Raw genomic sequence first — 16928 nt, 5'->3', positions numbered from 1 at the left:
ACTAAATGAAGAAAGACGAGCTAATTGAGTCCCAAATCAACAAGCTTGAAGAAAAGTTTAAAAATTCAGGACAAGACCTTAGCTCTTACCTCGATGGTCTACTTTACCAAAGGTATTTAACCTATTGGGACTATATTCATCTAGATACGCTTCTAAGTATACAGGTGCCCAAAACACACTTTCCTGATGAGGAGATTTTTATCATGTACCATCAAATCACCGAGCTGTATTTCAAGCTTATTTTGCATGAACAGAAACAGTTGGTAGAAGATAAATCACAAGATCTTGAGTTTTTTATAAATAAGGTGCATCGTATCAATAGTTATTACAAAGCACTGACCTCTTCTTTTAGTATTATGATAAAGGGGATGGACCGTGAACAATTTTTACGTTATCGAATGGCGCTGCTTCCTGCAAGTGGCTTTCAATCTGCGCAATACAGAATGATCGAGATTTACGCCACACCTATGGAAAATTTGGTGCACCATACGCAAAGGGCTGATTTTTCTGTTGCAAATTCTATTGAGGAATTATATGAACATATCTATTGGAAAAAGGGCGCGACAGATATTACTACCGGCGAAAAAACACTTACGTTAAAGCAGTTCGAATTTAGATATACCCCAAGATTATTAAGAATTGCCAACCAAGTGAAGGGTAATACGATGTATAGTAAATACCTTAATCTTCCCCCAAAATCAAAGGAGAACAAAGAATTAATCGAGGTCTTGAAAGAATTAGATGTGAATGCAAATGTTAATTGGCCATTAATGCACATGGGTTCTGCATACCGTTATCTGGGTAAGGATAAAGCGCCTGTTGATGCCACTGGGGGCACTAATTGGAAAGCGTATTTACCTCCAAGTTTTCAGAAAATAATATTTTTCCCAAATTTGCATTCAGAAATGGAGTTGAACACCTGGGGGAAACAGTGGGTAGACCATATTTTTAATCCAAAAAACAAAGCATAAAAATGCATAAATATTGGGGCGCTTTTTTGGCATTGGCCATTTTTATATCCTGTAAAGAAGATAAACCCGAACAGCAACAAGAGATTGCGCAATTGCCCGTTGAGAAACCAGTAGTAAAGCGGTTCGGATTTGATTTTGACGGGTATAGCATTGTTCAAGATACTGTTCGAAACGGTGATAGTTTTGGTCAATTAATGCTAAAGAACAATGTAGATTATGAAAAAGTAATTACCATTTCTGAAAAGTTCAGAGATACTTTCGATGTTCGAAAGATTAACGTTGGCAAACCCTATTTCATTTTAAAATCTAAAGATTCTTTAGAAAAGGCCCAAGTATTCATTTATCAAAATGACAAGATAAATTATACTGTTTTTGACTTACAAGATTCGGCAAAAGTCTATAGGAGTAAAAGAAGGGTAAGTTATAAGGAACGGGAAATAGCAGGACAAATTAGAAATTCACTGTCCCTTGACATGGATTCTTTAGGTGTTGACTATAATGTGACCTTGAATTTAGCCGATATTTATGCTTGGACTATCGATTTCTTTAGGCTGGAAAAAGGGGATAAGTTCAAAATTATTTATGATGAGCGCTACATTAATGATTCTATTTATGCTGGCGTTGGGCCTATAAAAGCAGCCTATTTTAAACATAAGGGCAAGCCTATTTACGCATTTCCGTATGTGGCAGATTCTTTAAAAAGCCTAACAGATTATTACGACCAAGATGCAAATAACCTTAGGAGTACTTTTTTAAAGGCGCCTATCAAATTTAACTATCGCTTGTCTTCAAGATATAATTTAAGAAGACGAATTGCTTATTATGGTTATAAAGTTAGGCCTCATAAAGGCACTGATTATGCAGCGGCAATCGGCACCCCGATAGTGGCTACAGCAGATGGCACCGTAACGGAGTCTAGAAGAAGAGGTGGTAACGGCAAGTATGTTAAGATAAAACACAATGGAATATATAGCACGCAGTACTTGCATATGAAGGCTCAAAAGGTAAAAAAGGGGGAATATGTCAGGCAAGGTGATGTAATTGGATGGGTAGGTATGACAGGCAATACAGGTGGCCCCCATGTTTGTTATCGTTTTTGGAAAAATGGCAGGCAAGTTGATCCTCTTCGAGAAAAATTACCCTCAGCTGATCCAATAGTCGATTCTTTACGAACCGCTTATTTAGAACATATTGAACCGATTAAGACACAGTTAGATTGTATTGAATATCAAGAACCCAAAGAACAAGAAGAAGATTTAATCACACTTAACCAACAAGATGACACTACCCAAAATCAACCCAACAGCAACTAAGGCTTGGTCAGAACTTGCTTCACACTTTGAAGCTTCAAAAGAAAAACAGGTAAAAGATTTATTTCTTCAAGACCACAAAAGAGCTGCAAAGTTTGCTATTGAATGGAAAGATTTCTACGTAGATTTTTCAAAAAACCGCATTACTGATGAGACCCTGTCATTGTTGCTGCAACTGGCCGATGAGGTGCATCTAAAAGAGGCTATCAACAACTACTATGAAGGTGAAAAAATAAACCAAACAGAAAGCAGAGCGGTATTGCATACAGCTTTAAGAGCTAAAAAGGGAGATACAATTTTTGTTGATGGAGTTAATGTGGTGCCCGAAGTTTATGGGGTAAAAGAACATGTAAAAGTTTTTAGCGAGGCTATTATATCAGGTGAGAAAACCGGATTTACAGGAAAAGCTTTCACAGATGTCGTAAACATTGGTATTGGAGGCTCAGATATCGGACCGGCAATGGTCACGGAATCCCTTAAGTTCTATAAAAATCATTTAAAGCTTCATTTTGTAAGTAATGTTGATGGCGACCATGTAAATGAAGTGCTTAAAGAACTTAATGCAGAGACCACTTTATTTGTTGTTGTTTCTAAAACTTTTACAACGCAAGAAACCCTTAGCAATGCCACGACGATTAAAGAGTGGTTTTTAAAATATGCCTCACAAAAAGATATTGCTGCGCATTTTGCTGCGGTGTCGACCAATACCGAAAAGATTGAAGAATTCGGAATTGTCCAAGAGAATGTATTCCCTATGTGGGATTGGGTAGGGGGGCGTTTTTCGCTATGGAGCGCTGTAGGCTTATCAATCGCTCTAGCTGTTGGGTATGAAAATTTTGATGAACTATTGGCAGGAGCTAACGAAATGGATGTCCATTTTAAAGAAGCTGACTTCAAAGAAAATATCCCCGTAATACTGGCACTGTTAAGTGTTTGGTATAATAATTTTTACGGTGCGGAAACAGAAGCCATTATTCCTTACACCCAATATTTAGGTCGTTTTTCGGCATACTTACAGCAAGGGATAATGGAAAGTAATGGTAAAAGTGTTGATCGTGAAGGAAACGAAATCCCTTACCAGACAGGTACTATCATTTGGGGCGAACCAGGCACAAATTCACAACATGCATTCTTTCAATTAATTCATCAGGGAACAAAAGTGATTCCGACCGACTTTATCGGTTTTAAGCATTCCTTACATGGAAATAAGGATCATCACAATAAACTAATGGCCAATTTCTTTGCTCAAACTGAAGCATTGATGAACGGAAAAACAAAAGCCGAAGTAGTAGCGGAACTTAAATCCAATGGTTTAGAACAAGGCGTTATTGCTAAGTTGGCCAGTTTTAAAGTATTTGAAGGAAATAAACCTACCAATACCATATTAATAGAAAAACTTACTCCGAAAACCCTTGGGGCTTTAATAGCTATGTACGAGCATAAAATTTTTGTTCAGGGGATTATTTGGAACATATTTAGTTTTGATCAATGGGGTGTAGAATTGGGCAAACAACTTGCCAAAAACACATTAAAGGATATTGAAAATTCAGATATCGGTAATCATGATTCCTCTACAATGACACTTTTACAAAAATTTAAGAATTAATTCACTTTTTAACAAGCTCAGATTAGTTATAAACAATTGCCTAGTAAGCTTTTAACAAGTTTTGCGTATTACATATCTTAACGTTAGTTTAACACTGCAAAAAGTTTAAAACAAGACTTTTGCAGAGCTAATAAAACAATTAAACACTCAAAACAAATGAAAAAAATTTACTTGGTTATTGTAGCGCTTTTTATTGGTGTTACAGCATTTTCACAGGGGGTTACCACATCTGCAATAGGTGGTAAGATAACTGACAATGCTGGGGAGCCCCTTCCTGGCGCAAGTATTGTTGCTGTTCACACACCTTCAGGTACTGTTTATGGAGCTGCAACAGATTTTGATGGTTTCTACCGAATCTCAGGTATGCGTACCGGAGGTCCTTACACGGTAACAATTTCTTATGTTGGTTTTAATGAAGATGTCAAAGAAGGTGTCTATTTAAATCTTGGTTCAACAGTCAGAATTAGCTCTCAAATGGTAGAATCTGCTACTGCACTTGACGAAGTAGTGGTTACTGCTGTTTCTAATGGGGTATTTGGATCAAACAAAACAGGTACTGAGACCAATATCTCACAAAGACAAGTTGCTACAATGCCTGCAGCTTCACGTTCTTTAGCAGATTTTGTTCGTTTAACGCCTCAAGCACAATTAACTGAAGGAGATGACGGATTTTCTATTTCACTTGCAGGTCAAAACAACCGTTATAATGCGATTTACATTGATGGTGCGGTAAACAATGATGTTTTCGGTCTAGCCGGATCTGGAACAAATGGAGGTCAAACTGGTGTTAATCCCTTATCTGTAGATGCAATTGAAACATTCCAGATTAATATTGCACCTTTTGATGTAAGACAATCTGGTTTCTCAGGTGGCTCAGTAAATGCCGTAACACGTTCTGGTTCAAATGAATTCAAGGGGTCTGCTTATTTCTTCACAAGAAATCAGGATTTAGCTGGTAAAACGCCACCATCTTTGGTAGGTGATGATGAGGAAAGACAGAAACTAGCTGACTTTTCTGCAAACACTTATGGCGTTCGTTTAGGCGGTCCACTGGTAAAAGATAAGTTATTCTTTTTCGTAAACTACGAAAGAGGAGAAGCAGAAACTCCGCAACCCTTCAATTTTAGTAATTATACAGGGCGTGCATCAGAAGCTGATTTGGCAAATCTTAGAAATTTTGTTAATACTACTTACGGATATGATATCGGTATTTTTGATAATAATACTAGAACTTTAGAAAGCAATACTTTGGTTGCTAAGCTAGATTGGAACATTAATCAAGATCATAACTTATCGTTGAGACATAGTTATGTAGGTGCAGATAACTTGGAAGCTCGTAATTCTGGAAATAGAGGTATTGGATTCCTTAATGGTTCAGAATCTTTTGTATCTAATACGAATTCAACGGCTTTAGAATTGAACTCTAGGTTTGGTAATAAATTTTCAAATAATTTGGTAGTTGGTTATACTGCGGTTCGTGATGATCGTGATCCTCTTGGTGATCCTTTTCCAACGGTTAGTATTCAAGATGGAAATGGAAGCATCAATTTTGGAGCCGAACCTTTCTCAACAGCAAACTTGTTAAATACAGATTATTTAACAATCACAAATAATTTTGAGATTTATGCTGGAAGACATACTGTAACTTTAGGTGCGAACGCCGAATTTGCAAATGTCAAAAACTTGTTTTTTGCGTTTAACTTTGGTAGTTACAACTATGAGGATATAACTGATGATGATGGAAACCTGATAACTTCTGCCTTGGACCAATTTTTAAATAATTCGGCTCCTGAAGAATATCAACATGGGTATTCTTTGGTAGGAGGTACTGCAGTAGGTGATGAATCAGATGGTTCTGCAGATTTTAAAACGTCACAGTTTGGGTTTTATATACAAGATGATGTTGACGTAACCGAGGATTTTAAATTTAGCTTTGGTGCGAGAATAGATCTTCCAGTTTGGAAATCAGGTCCTGTAAATGAAGATTTCAATACTACAACTGTTGGTATCTTAGAAGCTGCTGGTAAAGATTTACAAGGTGCTCGTGTGGGTCAAGAAATCAGTAATGCGGTTTTCTCTCCACGTTTAGGATTCAATTGGGATGTTAACGGAAACAGAACGACCCAGATAAGAGGTGGTTTAGGGGTATTTACGTCAAGACTTCCTTTGGTGTGGCCAGGTGGTACATACAACAATAATGGTATTACTGGTGGATTCTCAGGTTTCTTTAACACGAATGTTACTGAGTTCAATCCAGATGTTAATGACCAAACTAGAGCGGTGGAGCCAGGTACGGGTGGTCTAAGTGGAAATGTTGACTTAATTGCTGCGGATTTCAAATTACCACAGGTAGTGAAGTATAACATTGCAATAGATCAAAAGCTTCCTTTCTGGGGATTAATAGCTTCTGCAGATTTCTTGTATACTGATGTTATTACAGATATCTATTATGAAAACTTGAATATACCAGCATCGGTAGGTAATTATCAAGGAGCAGATAACAGGCCATTTTATACTAGAAGTTTTGGTGACTTGTTGGACAATACCTATGGCAGAATCATCTTAGCTTCTAATACTGGTGGAGGTAATGCAACAAACGCTACTTTCACGTTGAGAAAACCTTTTGAAAATGGTTTTGCAGGTTCTGTTTCGTATACCTATGGGGAATCTAACAAGATTTTTGATGGTACATCTTCTCAAAACAGTTCGCAATGGAGAAACATTCAAACAGTAAATGGTAAGAACTCTGACATACCAGTTTCAAGGTCAGACTTTGCTTTAGGTAATAGAATAACAGCGAATGCGTCTTATGAGTTTAAGTGGAATGATAATGTTAAGACAACAGTCGCTCTTTTCTACGAAGGTGTGCAAAGTGGACCTTATAGCTTTACCTATAGAGATACTAGAGATTTACTAAATGATGATTCACGTGATAATGCGTTAATTTATATTCCAAGAGATGCGGGCGAGATTCAATTCTCTGGAGATGCTTCTGAACAAGCCGCTAAATGGCAACAACTAGATACTTTTATTAGTAGCATTGATTACCTAAATGAAAACAGAGGAAGTTATGCGGAGCGTAACGCAGTAAGAGGACCATGGAGCCATGTAGTTGATTTTAAATTACTACAAGATTTCTCACTTAAATTTGGTGAAAAAACCCATACGCTTCAATTATCCGCGGATATTTTTAACTTTACGAATCTGTTGAATAAGAATTGGGGACAAAGAAAGTTTATCAGAAACAATGTAAATCCTCTAACCACAGTTTCAACTTCTGGAGGAACTCCTACATTTGACATAAATTCAGGAGCTTATAATGCTGATGGAACACCAAATATTGAAGAAATTGATGATTTTGGTCTTCAATCTTCAAGGTGGCAAGCGCAGTTGGGTGTTAGATACATTTTCAACTAAGCAAACTCACAATTAAATCGAATTTAAAACCCCGCAATTGCGGGGTTTTTTATTTTTAAAGAATTCGTACTTTTAAGCATCAAACATAGACTATGGAAATTATACAAAACCTTCATTCTTATCTTGCTTATGTTGTTCTTGCAATATTAATTTTAGCAGTTTTAAACGCACTTTCGGGTTGGTTGGGTAAAAAGGAGTTTAAATTTGACAAGGATTTAAGGGTAAGCCTTTTTGCACTTATTTTAAGTCACATTCAACTATTGGTAGGTTTGATTTTATACTTTACCTCAGCAAATGGGTTAAAGGCCATACAAACTCTTGGCATGGGTAATCTTAATGCTCCGACACGTTTATTGGCATTGGAGCATCCATTAATAAATATTATAGCACTTGCTTTAATTACTATAGGATGGTCTCGCCATAAAAAGAAAACAGAAGATGCTGCTAAATTTAAAAGTATTGCCATATTCTACGGACTTGGCCTTTTATTGATTTTAAGCCGTATTCCATGGTCTCAATGGTTTAACTAATTATTTAACTACGGTAATTTTAAAGTCGATTTTAGAGTCCGTATCAAACACGGCAAAAGGTTCAACATTTTGTTGGACACCATTATAGGTCGCTGACAATACTTCCAGTAAAAACAACCCACATTCGTCGGCATTGCCATGTTTTAGATCGATTGCTAAGGTATCGTTTTCGTTTTCATTTAGTTTTAAAACCCAAGTATTTTCTCCTTCTGGGCCTAAAAGCTCTAAAACGATAATATCTTTAACCGATTTTGGCAGGTTAGGTATTTGAGATTCGTCAAAAACGACAGGGCGGATAATGAAACCATCTTTCTCCGCACTAATGTCAAGCCCAGGGTAGGTATCGTTAGCAATGAGATTTGTTCCATTGGCGTCTACCAATTCTATATACATCGACTGGACAATGATATCAACACTACTGCCATCGGGCAAAGCACATGGTACACCATCATCACTTAGGTTACATGAGATACTGACCAAAAAGGCGATTAAATACAAGCCTACTTTTTTCATAACTCTTTTCTCACAAGATGCAAAAAGTTTGCAGCGTTGCGTAAGGCACACAATTATTTATATGCTTTTATGAGATATAGATATATAGGAAAATGATCGGCATAGCCACCTTGGTATGTTTTGCCCACATAGGTTCTATAAGGATAGCTTTTGTATCTGCCGCTTGCAGTTTTTAAATACGGTGGGGCAAATACGCCAGCCTTCCAAAAAGAGTATTCATCTTTTTCTTTATCAATAAGGTTTGATGTAAAAAAGAACTGGTCGAACAGATTCCATTTGTCCCTGTAGGCCAAAGTGCCGACGCCATTTCTAAAAAGTTTTTCCATGGGGTTGAATAAAGACAGACTATCCAATTGTTTTATTTTTCCTTTGGTTTTCAATACTTTTTTAAAACTTGTATCTCGAGGGTCGTCATTAAAATCTCCCATACTAATAATCTTGGCATCAGGGTCTACATCTTGAATAGAATCAATTATTCTTCTGTTCAATTCTGCCGCTTTTCTTCTATAGGGTTTACTGCGAGCTTCACCGCCACTTCTAGATGGCCAATGATTCACGATAAAGAATATTAATTCTCCATCTAAAAGGCCATTGACAACAAGTTGGTCTCTAGTATAATCTCTATAACCTTCTTCATTAAATAAGAGTAGTCTATGGCTTTTGAAAGAAGTGGGTAGAAATGAAGCTTTCTTGTACAACAAGGCGACATCTATACCTCTTTCATCCGGAGAGTCTAAATGGATGATTCCATAATCGTTTTGTTTGAGATTTTTATGCTGTACCAAATCATTGAGTACATTTTTATTTTCTACTTCGCATAAGCCGATAATATCCGGTGAGGTTTTAGCTGGATTTTTTCCAATTTCAGAAAGTACTTTAGAAATATTTTCAATTTTCTTTTCGTAACGTTTTTGGGTCCATTTGTAACTCCCTTCAGGAGTTCTTTCATCATCAAAAATCAATGTGTCATTAACAATGTCAAATAGATTTTCAACATTGTAAAAGGCAATAGTTTTTACTTTAAAGGTCTTTTTAGCTTGACTAAAAACTAAAAGGGGAATACTTGTTATTAGGAATAATAGAACTCTCATTGTAAAATAAAAATAAGGTAACATTTCAAATTTTTATTCTAAGTCCAAGGAATTTCTTACATTTTAGGTATCATTAAAGTACAGATTGCCATTTGTATGCGCTTATTTTTCATTCTTTTTTGTGTAACATCATTGGTTTATGCACAAGAACCGACTCGTCTTTTCGGAAGCTTACAAAAAGAAGGCACGAGTACTCCTCTAAAAGAAGCTTTAGTATCAATTGAGGGCACTAGCGAGACAAGCTTATCAAATGACAAAGGTCTTTTTGAAATGGTTACCTTATTAAAAGGAGCTTATATTCTTCGTATTTCAGCTCCCTATTTCGATACTAAACGCGTACCTATTGTTTTAGAAGGACAAAGTTTAGACTTGGGTTTAATTTCCTTGAGCAGTGATATAACAGTCGAACAAACGGATAATTTGATTACTCTTACGGAATCTGATTTGTCGGATGACGACGAAACAGTCTCCTTGTCTGCTGGTATTCTGCAGGCAACAAGAGATGTTTTTCTGAATAGGGCAGCTTTTGATTTTGGTCAGGCTTTCTTTAGGGTACGGGGTTACGATTCTAGAAACGGACAGGTACTTATTAACGGAATTCGGATGAACAAGTTTTTTGACGGCCGTCCGCAATGGAATAATTGGGGGGGTCTTAATGATGTAATCAGAAATCAACAATTCACAAATGGATTAACTCCTTCTGACTATACTTTCGGGGGAATATTAGGAAATACGAACATTGATATGCGGCCTTCTAAATTTAGACCGGGTATTCGTTTGTCGACCTCTGCTTCAAATAGAACTTATGCGGGTCGTTTAATGGCGACGTATATTTCTAGAACAAATGGCAATGGGCTTTCGTATTCTTTTTCTGCGTCAAGAAGATGGGCTAAAGAAGGCTATATAGATGGAACTTTATACGATGCCTATTCTTTCTTTGGAGCAATGGAATATGAGCTTAACGATGAGAATAGTATTGTGCTCACAAGCATATTGGCAAAAAATAGACGTGGGCGTTCTTCGGCAATTACAGAGGAAGTATTTGAGTTGGTCGGTAATAAGTACAATCCTTATTGGGGAGAGCAAAATGGAGCTATTAGAAATTCTAGAGAGCGAAATATTTCTGAACCGATTGTAATGTTCAATCATCATTTTAAGTCTGAAAAATTAAATATAATCAGCGGTTTGGCATATCAATTCGGAACAAATGCCCGTAGCAGGTTAGGCTATTTTAATGCCCCAAATCCAGAGCCGATTTATTATAGGTATTTGCCAAGTTTTTATATCAATAACCCAATAGGGGCCGACTTTACAAATGCGGCGCTTGCCCGTGAAGGGTTTTTAAGAAACGGACAAGTCAATTGGGCAAACTTGTATCAGGCGAATTCTAATGGAAAGGCTGCTTATGTCTATTACAACGACACTGTTGATGACCGGCAAATTTCATTTTCAACTGCGGCAAACCTAAATTTGAATTCAGGTTTTAAACTTGATTTTGGTGTCAACTATCAAAAATTAAATTCAAACAATTATGCTGAAATTCAGGATTTATTAGGCGCTGATTTTCATGAGGACATCGACCCTTTTTCGAATACCCAGAACGACAGAAACGGCTCTCTTAAGAAAACAGAGAAAGATATTTTCAATTACAACTATGAAATAGATGCAACGCTATTAAATGCTTTTACACAGTTCGGATTTGAGAAGAATAGCTGGCAAGGTTTTGTTTCTGGCGAAATTTCAAAAACGAGTTATCAAAGAACAGGAATCTTTCAGAACGAAAGATTCGTTGAAAACTCTAGCGGTGAAAGTGAAGTCGTTGATTTTTCAAACTTGGGTTTGAAAGGAGGTGTAACCTATAAAATATCTGGAAGACATTGGATAGAAACAAATGCAGCTTATATTCAAAGAGCGCCAGTTTTACAAAATGTATTTATTAACCCAAGGGAGAACAATGCAGTAGTGCCCAATATTGAGAACGAAACAGTTTCAACGCTTGACATCAACTATTTTTTGCGACTACCCGATTTAACAGGCAGACTATCGGCCTTCTATACTCGATTTCAGAATACAACGGATATCAATTTCTTTTTTGTAGATTCTGGGGTAGGCTCAGATTTCGTACAAGAGGTTCTTACAGATTTGGATAGATTACACGCAGGTGTTGAGCTTGGCCTAGAATATCAACTTTCATCGCAGGTAAAACTTTCAGCAGTTGCCAATGTTGCAAAATATTTATACGCTAGTAATCCGTCGGTCACCATAAATTTTGACACTGCTGGGGCAGAAGAAGAGGTTTTGGATATTTCAGGGAATATAGATTTAGGCGCAGCAAATATAAAGGACTATAAATTGTCCCAAGGTCCTCAAAAGGCTTTTGCTCTAGGGGTGGAGTACCGCGACCCAAAATATTGGTGGATTGCCGCTACGGCAAATTATTTAGGTAACAATTATGCCAATATTTCTACGATTACGAGAACGCAAAGCTTTTTTCTAGACCCAGAAACTGGCGAGGCTTTCCCCAACGCCACACAAGAAAATGTTGATAGTCTTTTAAAACAGTCTAGACTTGATGATTTTTACTTACTGAATCTGGTGGGCGGAAAATCATGGTTAATAGATGGTAAGTATATAAGCATATTTATGAGTATTAATAATGCTTTTGATGCTGTATTTAGAACTGGAGGCTATGAGCAAAGTAGAAATGGCAACTTTGGGCAGCTACAACAAGATAGTTTAAGAGACAATCCGTCTTTTGCGCCAAAGTATTGGTACGGGTTCGGTAGAACGTATTTTCTAAATCTGGCAGTCAGTTTTTGAAATGAATAAAGCTTAAGTTTAAAAAAGAATGAACAGGCAAATAACTTTTCTGATACCAATGTTGCTTTTTCTCATAAATTCTTGTGTTAAGAATACAGAATTTAATGCGATTTCCAATGCTTGTTCAGACGATTTAGTTGTCAATGCCTCATTTTCTCAGATAAAGGAATTGTATAACGGAGAACTGCTTCAGATTCAAGAAGATTTGGTTATTGAAGGCTATGTAATATCGTCTGATAAATCAGGTAATTTTTTCAGTGTTCTTCATTTTCAAGATAACCCTAGCAATCCAACTGAAGGATTTCAAATTGAAGTTGATTTAAGAGAATCTCATTTATTTTTTGAAGTTGGCAGCAAAATAATCATCAAACTTAAAGGCCTTTATCTAGGGCAAAGCAAAGGAGTCTTTAAACTAGGTGGAACATTTGCTGCTTTCGGAACTACTATGGTCGGAAGACTGCCAGCATTGAAAATACCTGAGCATATTTTTCTAAGTTGCGAAGATTCCGCTACCATTACACCGAAAGTAACCGCTATTCAAGATTTAAATGAAACCTTGGTCAATACGCTTGTGCAGATAGATAGTCTGGAATTTAGAATTGCTGATTTTGGACTTCCATTTGCTGAAGTTAGGGAAGAAACCGAACGAATAGTAACAGATTGCAAAGGCAATGAATTGCTAATGCTCAACTCTGGATTTGCTGATTTTCAATCAGAGATACTCCCAGAAAATAACGGAAGAATCATAGGCGTTTTATTGCAGGAGGGAGATGATTTTAAATTAGCGGTTAGAAGTTTAGAAGACTTAAATTTTGAAAATGAACGCTGCGTAGAACCGGTAACCGAATTTACATCTACATCTATCTTTATTTCAGAATTGGCGGATCCAAACAACAATGCAGGGGCTCGCTTTGTAGAGTTGTATAATGTCGATGATGAACCTTTAGATTTAAATGGATGGACGCTTAGAAGGTATACCAATGCGAACACAGAAATAAGTTCAACCATAGATTTAACTGGCAATATCATCGAGGCCAGAAGTACTTTACTAATTTCACCAAACGGTGCCGAGTTTGAATTGGTATATGGTTTTTTACCAGACATAGCGGTCTCTACAAATAGCCCGGCAGATTCTAATGGAGATGATAATCTAGAATTGGTTGACCCGTTCGGTACCGTAATCGATGTATTTGGAGTGATAGGTGAAGATGGCTCAGGTACAAATCACGAATTTGAAGACGGTAGAGCCTTTAGAAATTTAGAAGTCGTTCAAGCAAGTTCAATATACACCTTTTCAGAATGGACTATTTTTAATGACACAGGTGGCAATGGAACAATAAATATGCCCCAAAATGCGCCTGAAGATTTTACTCCAGGTATGAGAGAATAAAAATTTACAAATGGTAAGTGGTCTAGTTTATTAATCTATTGCCTCCAATATTTCGTTGAGCTGTTTAGGCAATATAGGCTTAAGAATATATTTATATACTAATTCAAATTGTTTTGCCCGCTGAAGGTCAAACGGATCAACCGACGAGCTCACGATATAAAGCTGTACTTTATCCTTATTTAGGTTTGGAATTTTGGTAAATTCCTCTAAAAAATCCCACCCATTCATTATGGGCATATTAATATCCAAAAAGATAATTTCTGGCAAATTTTTACCTTCTGCTAGATAATTTTCCATACCATCAATAGCTTCTTTCCCATTCTTAAAAACTATAATGTCTTCGCAAAAGCTTACTTCTTCCATGAATCTACGGGTACCATAGATAAAAATATCGTCATCATCAATTATGCAGGCAGAATTAATTTTTTTCATAATTATGCTTTCTCAAATCTCATGGTAAATAAGGTTCCAACGTCTACAACACTTTCTATTTCTATTTTGCCTCTCATAGCCTCTATCTGGTTTTTTGTAATAAAAAGACCGATACCTTTTGCGTCTTTATGATTATGAAAGGTTTTAAACATGCCAAAAACACGATTGCCGTAACGACCAAGATCTAAACCAAGCCCATTGTCCTTAAACTTTACTACGATTTCATTATTAATAATTTTTGAAGTAACCTCAATTTCTAACCTACGTTTGTTCGAACAATATTTTAGTGCATTTGTAAATAAATTTAGAAATATACTATCCAAATACGCCGGAACTACATTAACTAAATGTTCTTTTTTGACGTTTATTTTTAGTAGTGGATTAAGCTCGTTAATCTGGGCTTCTATGTTACGGATTGTTCCCAAAATGCATTTTTCTAAACCCGTTGGGGTCATTTTTTCTTCGGTAGTTGTTCGAACCTGCACAACATCATTCAAATGACTAATAGTTTCGGCAAGCCCTTCAGAAGCTGATTTTAACATGGTTGTGAGTTCGACAATCTCTTTAGAAGCCTTTTCTTTTCTAAGAAAATCGGAAAGCATGGTAATATTACCAGAATGTGATCTTAAGTTATGGGCGACAATATGAGCAAAGTTAAGAAGACTTTGATTTTGCTCTCTAGTAAGTTTTAAGACATCTCTAAGCTTTTCCTTATTTATGACCATTTGAGTTAAATCAGCAACCTGTGCTATAAAATGAGAAGTCTTACCATCTATGTTGCCAACTCTAGTGACAGTTAAAAAAGCATGGATCGCATGACCTTTTTTGTGTATATATCGCTTGTTTAATTGAAAACTTTCTTTTTTTCCTTTTACAAGATCATACATTTCATCCATACCTTTTTCAAGATCTTCTGTATGTGTAATTTCCTTAAAGGAAAGCTTTAAAAGTTCTTCTTTACTGTAGCCCAGGCTTTCACATAAACTGGTGTTTACTTGCATCCACCTTCCATCAAGACCTACCAGAGCCATACCTATAGATGAATTTTCAAAAGCTCCAACAAAAGATTCTTCACTACGTTGCAATTGAAGCTGTGTGGTTTTCAAGTCCGTGACATCCCAGTTTGTGCCTAACATTGTTAAAGGATTGCCCTCATTATCTCTTTTGACCGTGGCAAGGGCTTTGATATGGATTATATTGCCGTTTGGTTTTATAATTCTAAAAGTGGTATCGAACTCTTGTTCGCCACTAATGGCCATTTCTAACTCCTTCTTTCCTCGTTCTTTATCATCTGGATGAATACTTTTTTCCCAAGCATCGACCGCACCCAAGAAATCTTCTCGCTTTATGCCATATAATGTGAACATATTATCATCCCATATCAATTGGTTTTCTGCAACGTTATACTGCCAAATTCCTATTTTGGCTTCCTTTGTTGCAAGTGCTAAACGTTCAGAAGTCTCATTGAACTTTAATTCGGCCCTCTTTTTTTCATTAATATCTTGAAAAGTGCCGAAAATACGCACAGGTTCTCCGTCTATTCTTTCTACTTCACCCTTGGCCCTTACCCATATTTCTTTTCCATTTACCGTTACTATTATGAGTTCTGTATCCCATGGTTCCCCAGTTGTGATTGCAGAATTTACCAGTTTTGATATATGATCTCGATGTTCCCCTTCTTTATAAAAATTAATTCCTTCCTCTAAAGTAGGCTTATAGTCTTTCGTTGTTTCGTGAATTTCTTTGGTAATATCTGACCATATCAAGGTTTTACTTTCTAGTTCTATCTCCCAATACCCTATTCTTGCTACTTTACCTGTTTTGTCAATTAAATCATCTAGTTTCTTGGCCCTTGTGACATCTTTAAGTGTTAAGTATTTATATTTTACTTTGTTGTGTATAAGAGATTGTACTTTCCAATCGAACCAGAGTTTTTTTTTGTTCTTAATAATCTGCTCACTACCAGATATTAGGGCTTCTCTTTTTAATTTAGCGTTTAAAATGGTAGCTAATTCAGAGCTACCCCAGGAAAAAACCTGAAGAAAATTGTAACCTATTAAATCACTTCTCTTTTTATTGAATTGCTCTGTCCATTGGTCTGAACACTCAATAAAAATATTTTCTTGGTCTAGTATAGCTATTGCAAGGGGTATTTTAGTTAATATTGAGAAGTTTGTATCCACTTGCTTTTTTGTTTAGAAGTGTTGGCCAATAATTTTTTTAGTAAAGTAAGAAAATACTCATTAATTGTAAAGAAATAACGTTTTTATTTGAAGATTATTTCTGGGCGGTAATCTATTTACTTCGGTTGGGATGTGAAATATGATTGTAGATAGCTAGAAGTTTTTTATATCTTTCTGCTATAATGGATGAGATAGAATATTTTTTTAACGGAATACGAAATGGAGATTTAAAAATTGTTGAAAAACTAATTACAGAAACTCCTAAACTTGTTGAAGCTAAAGATAATAGAGGTTCTACGGCACTTATTTTAGCGACATATTATAACCACTACTCCATTGCCGAGTTGCTTATTAAAAAAGGAGCAAAAGTTGATGAGGAAGACGGGTCTGGTAATACGCCTTTAATGGGAGTATGTTTTAAAGGATTTGATCAGATTGCAAAAATGCTGATCCAATCTGGAGCAGCAGTTAATCATACTAATGCGATGGGAGCCTCTTGCCTAATTTATGCGGCTACTTTTAATCGTTTGGAGATTGCCAAAATATTGTTGGAGCATGGAGCGGATATAAATGCCAAAGATAATAGAGGTAATACTGCATTAAATTATGCAAAAGAACAGGGGGCTCAGTCGATGATCAGACTTCTTGAAGAATATTTTTAATAT

12 protein-coding genes are annotated in these 16928 nt (G+C 36.3%); 8 read left to right on the top strand and 4 right to left on the bottom strand.

The window, feature by feature from the left end; genetic code table 11:
- Positions 1-5: 5 nt before the first annotated feature.
- The 5 genes from ACFSQJ_RS06605 to ACFSQJ_RS06585 all read left to right on the top strand — a co-directional run bounded on the left by ACFSQJ_RS06605 (position 6) and on the right by ACFSQJ_RS06585 (position 7834).
- Positions 6-971 (top strand): tryptophan 2,3-dioxygenase family protein, encoded by a 966-nt coding sequence (locus ACFSQJ_RS06605; protein ID WP_377766165.1) that lies wholly within the window; start codon positions 6-8, stop codon positions 969-971.
- Between the two features lie 2 nt (positions 972-973).
- On the top strand, positions 974-2284 hold the full coding sequence (locus tag ACFSQJ_RS06600) for a peptidoglycan DD-metalloendopeptidase family protein (protein ID WP_377766164.1): 1311 nt from the start codon (positions 974-976) through the stop codon (positions 2282-2284).
- On the top strand, positions 2250-3887 hold the full coding sequence (gene pgi / locus ACFSQJ_RS06595) for a glucose-6-phosphate isomerase (RefSeq protein ID WP_377766163.1): 1638 nt from the start codon (positions 2250-2252) through the stop codon (positions 3885-3887). Before ACFSQJ_RS06600 ends, pgi begins: the two co-directional genes overlap by 35 nt.
- A gap of 156 nt (positions 3888-4043) precedes the next feature.
- The gene (locus tag ACFSQJ_RS06590; protein ID WP_377766162.1) at positions 4044-7304 is read left to right on the top strand and encodes a TonB-dependent receptor; all 3261 of its coding nucleotides are present in this window, start codon (positions 4044-4046) and stop codon (positions 7302-7304) included.
- Positions 7305-7396: 92 nt separating this feature from the next.
- A complete protein-coding gene (locus tag ACFSQJ_RS06585; protein ID WP_377766161.1) occupies positions 7397-7834 on the top strand; it encodes a hypothetical protein in 438 nt (145 codons plus the stop codon).
- Here ACFSQJ_RS06585 and ACFSQJ_RS06580 read toward each other — a convergent pair whose 3' ends face one another.
- Both ACFSQJ_RS06580 and ACFSQJ_RS06575 read right to left on the bottom strand, forming a co-directional pair.
- Positions 7835-8347 carry a hypothetical protein gene (locus ACFSQJ_RS06580; RefSeq protein ID WP_377766160.1) on the bottom strand — a complete coding sequence of 171 codons (513 nt, stop codon included), beginning with the start codon at positions 8345-8347 and terminating at the stop codon, positions 7835-7837. It lies immediately after the preceding gene.
- Between the two features lie 53 nt (positions 8348-8400).
- Positions 8401-9438 (bottom strand): endonuclease/exonuclease/phosphatase family protein, encoded by a 1038-nt coding sequence (locus ACFSQJ_RS06575; protein WP_377766159.1) that lies wholly within the window; start codon positions 9436-9438, stop codon positions 8401-8403.
- Between the two features lie 96 nt (positions 9439-9534).
- Between ACFSQJ_RS06575 and ACFSQJ_RS06570 the strand changes: the two genes are divergently transcribed.
- Together ACFSQJ_RS06570 and ACFSQJ_RS06565 are read left to right on the top strand one after the other, a co-directional pair.
- Entirely contained in the window at positions 9535-12258 is a 2724-nt protein-coding gene (locus ACFSQJ_RS06570; protein ID WP_377766158.1) for a TonB-dependent receptor, read from the top strand.
- 28 nt (positions 12259-12286) lie between these two features.
- Complete coding sequence (locus tag ACFSQJ_RS06565) at positions 12287-13648, top strand: DUF5689 domain-containing protein (protein ID WP_377766157.1); 1362 nt, start codon at positions 12287-12289, stop codon at positions 13646-13648.
- A gap of 30 nt (positions 13649-13678) precedes the next feature.
- On the opposite strand, the gene ACFSQJ_RS06560 is transcribed toward ACFSQJ_RS06565, so the two are convergent.
- Both ACFSQJ_RS06560 and ACFSQJ_RS06555 read right to left on the bottom strand, forming a co-directional pair.
- The gene (locus ACFSQJ_RS06560) at positions 13679-14080 is read right to left on the bottom strand and encodes a response regulator (RefSeq protein ID WP_377766156.1); all 402 of its coding nucleotides are present in this window, start codon (positions 14078-14080) and stop codon (positions 13679-13681) included.
- Positions 14081-14082: 2 nt separating this feature from the next.
- A complete protein-coding gene (locus ACFSQJ_RS06555; protein WP_377766155.1) occupies positions 14083-16263 on the bottom strand; it encodes a PAS domain S-box protein in 2181 nt (726 codons plus the stop codon).
- Positions 16264-16445: 182 nt separating this feature from the next.
- On the opposite strand from ACFSQJ_RS06555, the gene ACFSQJ_RS06550 reads away from it, so the two are divergent.
- Positions 16446-16925, top strand: coding sequence for an ankyrin repeat domain-containing protein (locus tag ACFSQJ_RS06550; RefSeq protein WP_377766154.1), 480 nt, complete (start codon positions 16446-16448; stop codon positions 16923-16925).
- Positions 16926-16928 lie beyond the last annotated feature (3 nt).

The sequence above is a fragment of the Croceitalea marina genome (assembly GCF_042684265.1).
In the GTDB taxonomy this organism is placed as follows: domain Bacteria; phylum Bacteroidota; class Bacteroidia; order Flavobacteriales; family Flavobacteriaceae; genus Croceitalea; species Croceitalea marina.
The sequence above is the reverse complement of the archived record's forward strand: the minus strand, read 5'-3'. Positions and strand labels throughout refer to the sequence as shown.

Bases quoted from the DNA above. Each gene is read 5' to 3' on its own strand.
- ACFSQJ_RS06585 (WP_377766161.1), top strand. From the start codon at position 7,397: ATGGAAATTATACAAAACCTTCATTCTTATCTTGCTTATGTTGTTCTT.
- ACFSQJ_RS06590 (WP_377766162.1), top strand. From the start codon at position 4,044: ATGAAAAAAATTTACTTGGTTATTGTAGCGCTTTTTATTGGTGTTACA.
- pgi (WP_377766163.1), top strand. From the start codon at position 2,250: ATGACACTACCCAAAATCAACCCAACAGCAACTAAGGCTTGGTCAGAA.
- ACFSQJ_RS06605 (WP_377766165.1), top strand. From the start codon at position 6: ATGAAGAAAGACGAGCTAATTGAGTCCCAAATCAACAAGCTTGAAGAA.
- ACFSQJ_RS06550 (WP_377766154.1), top strand. From the start codon at position 16,446: ATGGATGAGATAGAATATTTTTTTAACGGAATACGAAATGGAGATTTA.
- ACFSQJ_RS06575 (WP_377766159.1), bottom strand. From the start codon at position 9,438: ATGAGAGTTCTATTATTCCTAATAACAAGTATTCCCCTTTTAGTTTTT.
- ACFSQJ_RS06570 (WP_377766158.1), top strand. From the start codon at position 9,535: ATGCGCTTATTTTTCATTCTTTTTTGTGTAACATCATTGGTTTATGCA.
- ACFSQJ_RS06565 (WP_377766157.1), top strand. From the start codon at position 12,287: ATGAACAGGCAAATAACTTTTCTGATACCAATGTTGCTTTTTCTCATA.
- ACFSQJ_RS06600 (WP_377766164.1), top strand. From the start codon at position 974: ATGCATAAATATTGGGGCGCTTTTTTGGCATTGGCCATTTTTATATCC.
- ACFSQJ_RS06580 (WP_377766160.1), bottom strand. From the start codon at position 8,347: ATGAAAAAAGTAGGCTTGTATTTAATCGCCTTTTTGGTCAGTATCTCA.
- ACFSQJ_RS06560 (WP_377766156.1), bottom strand. From the start codon at position 14,080: ATGAAAAAAATTAATTCTGCCTGCATAATTGATGATGACGATATTTTT.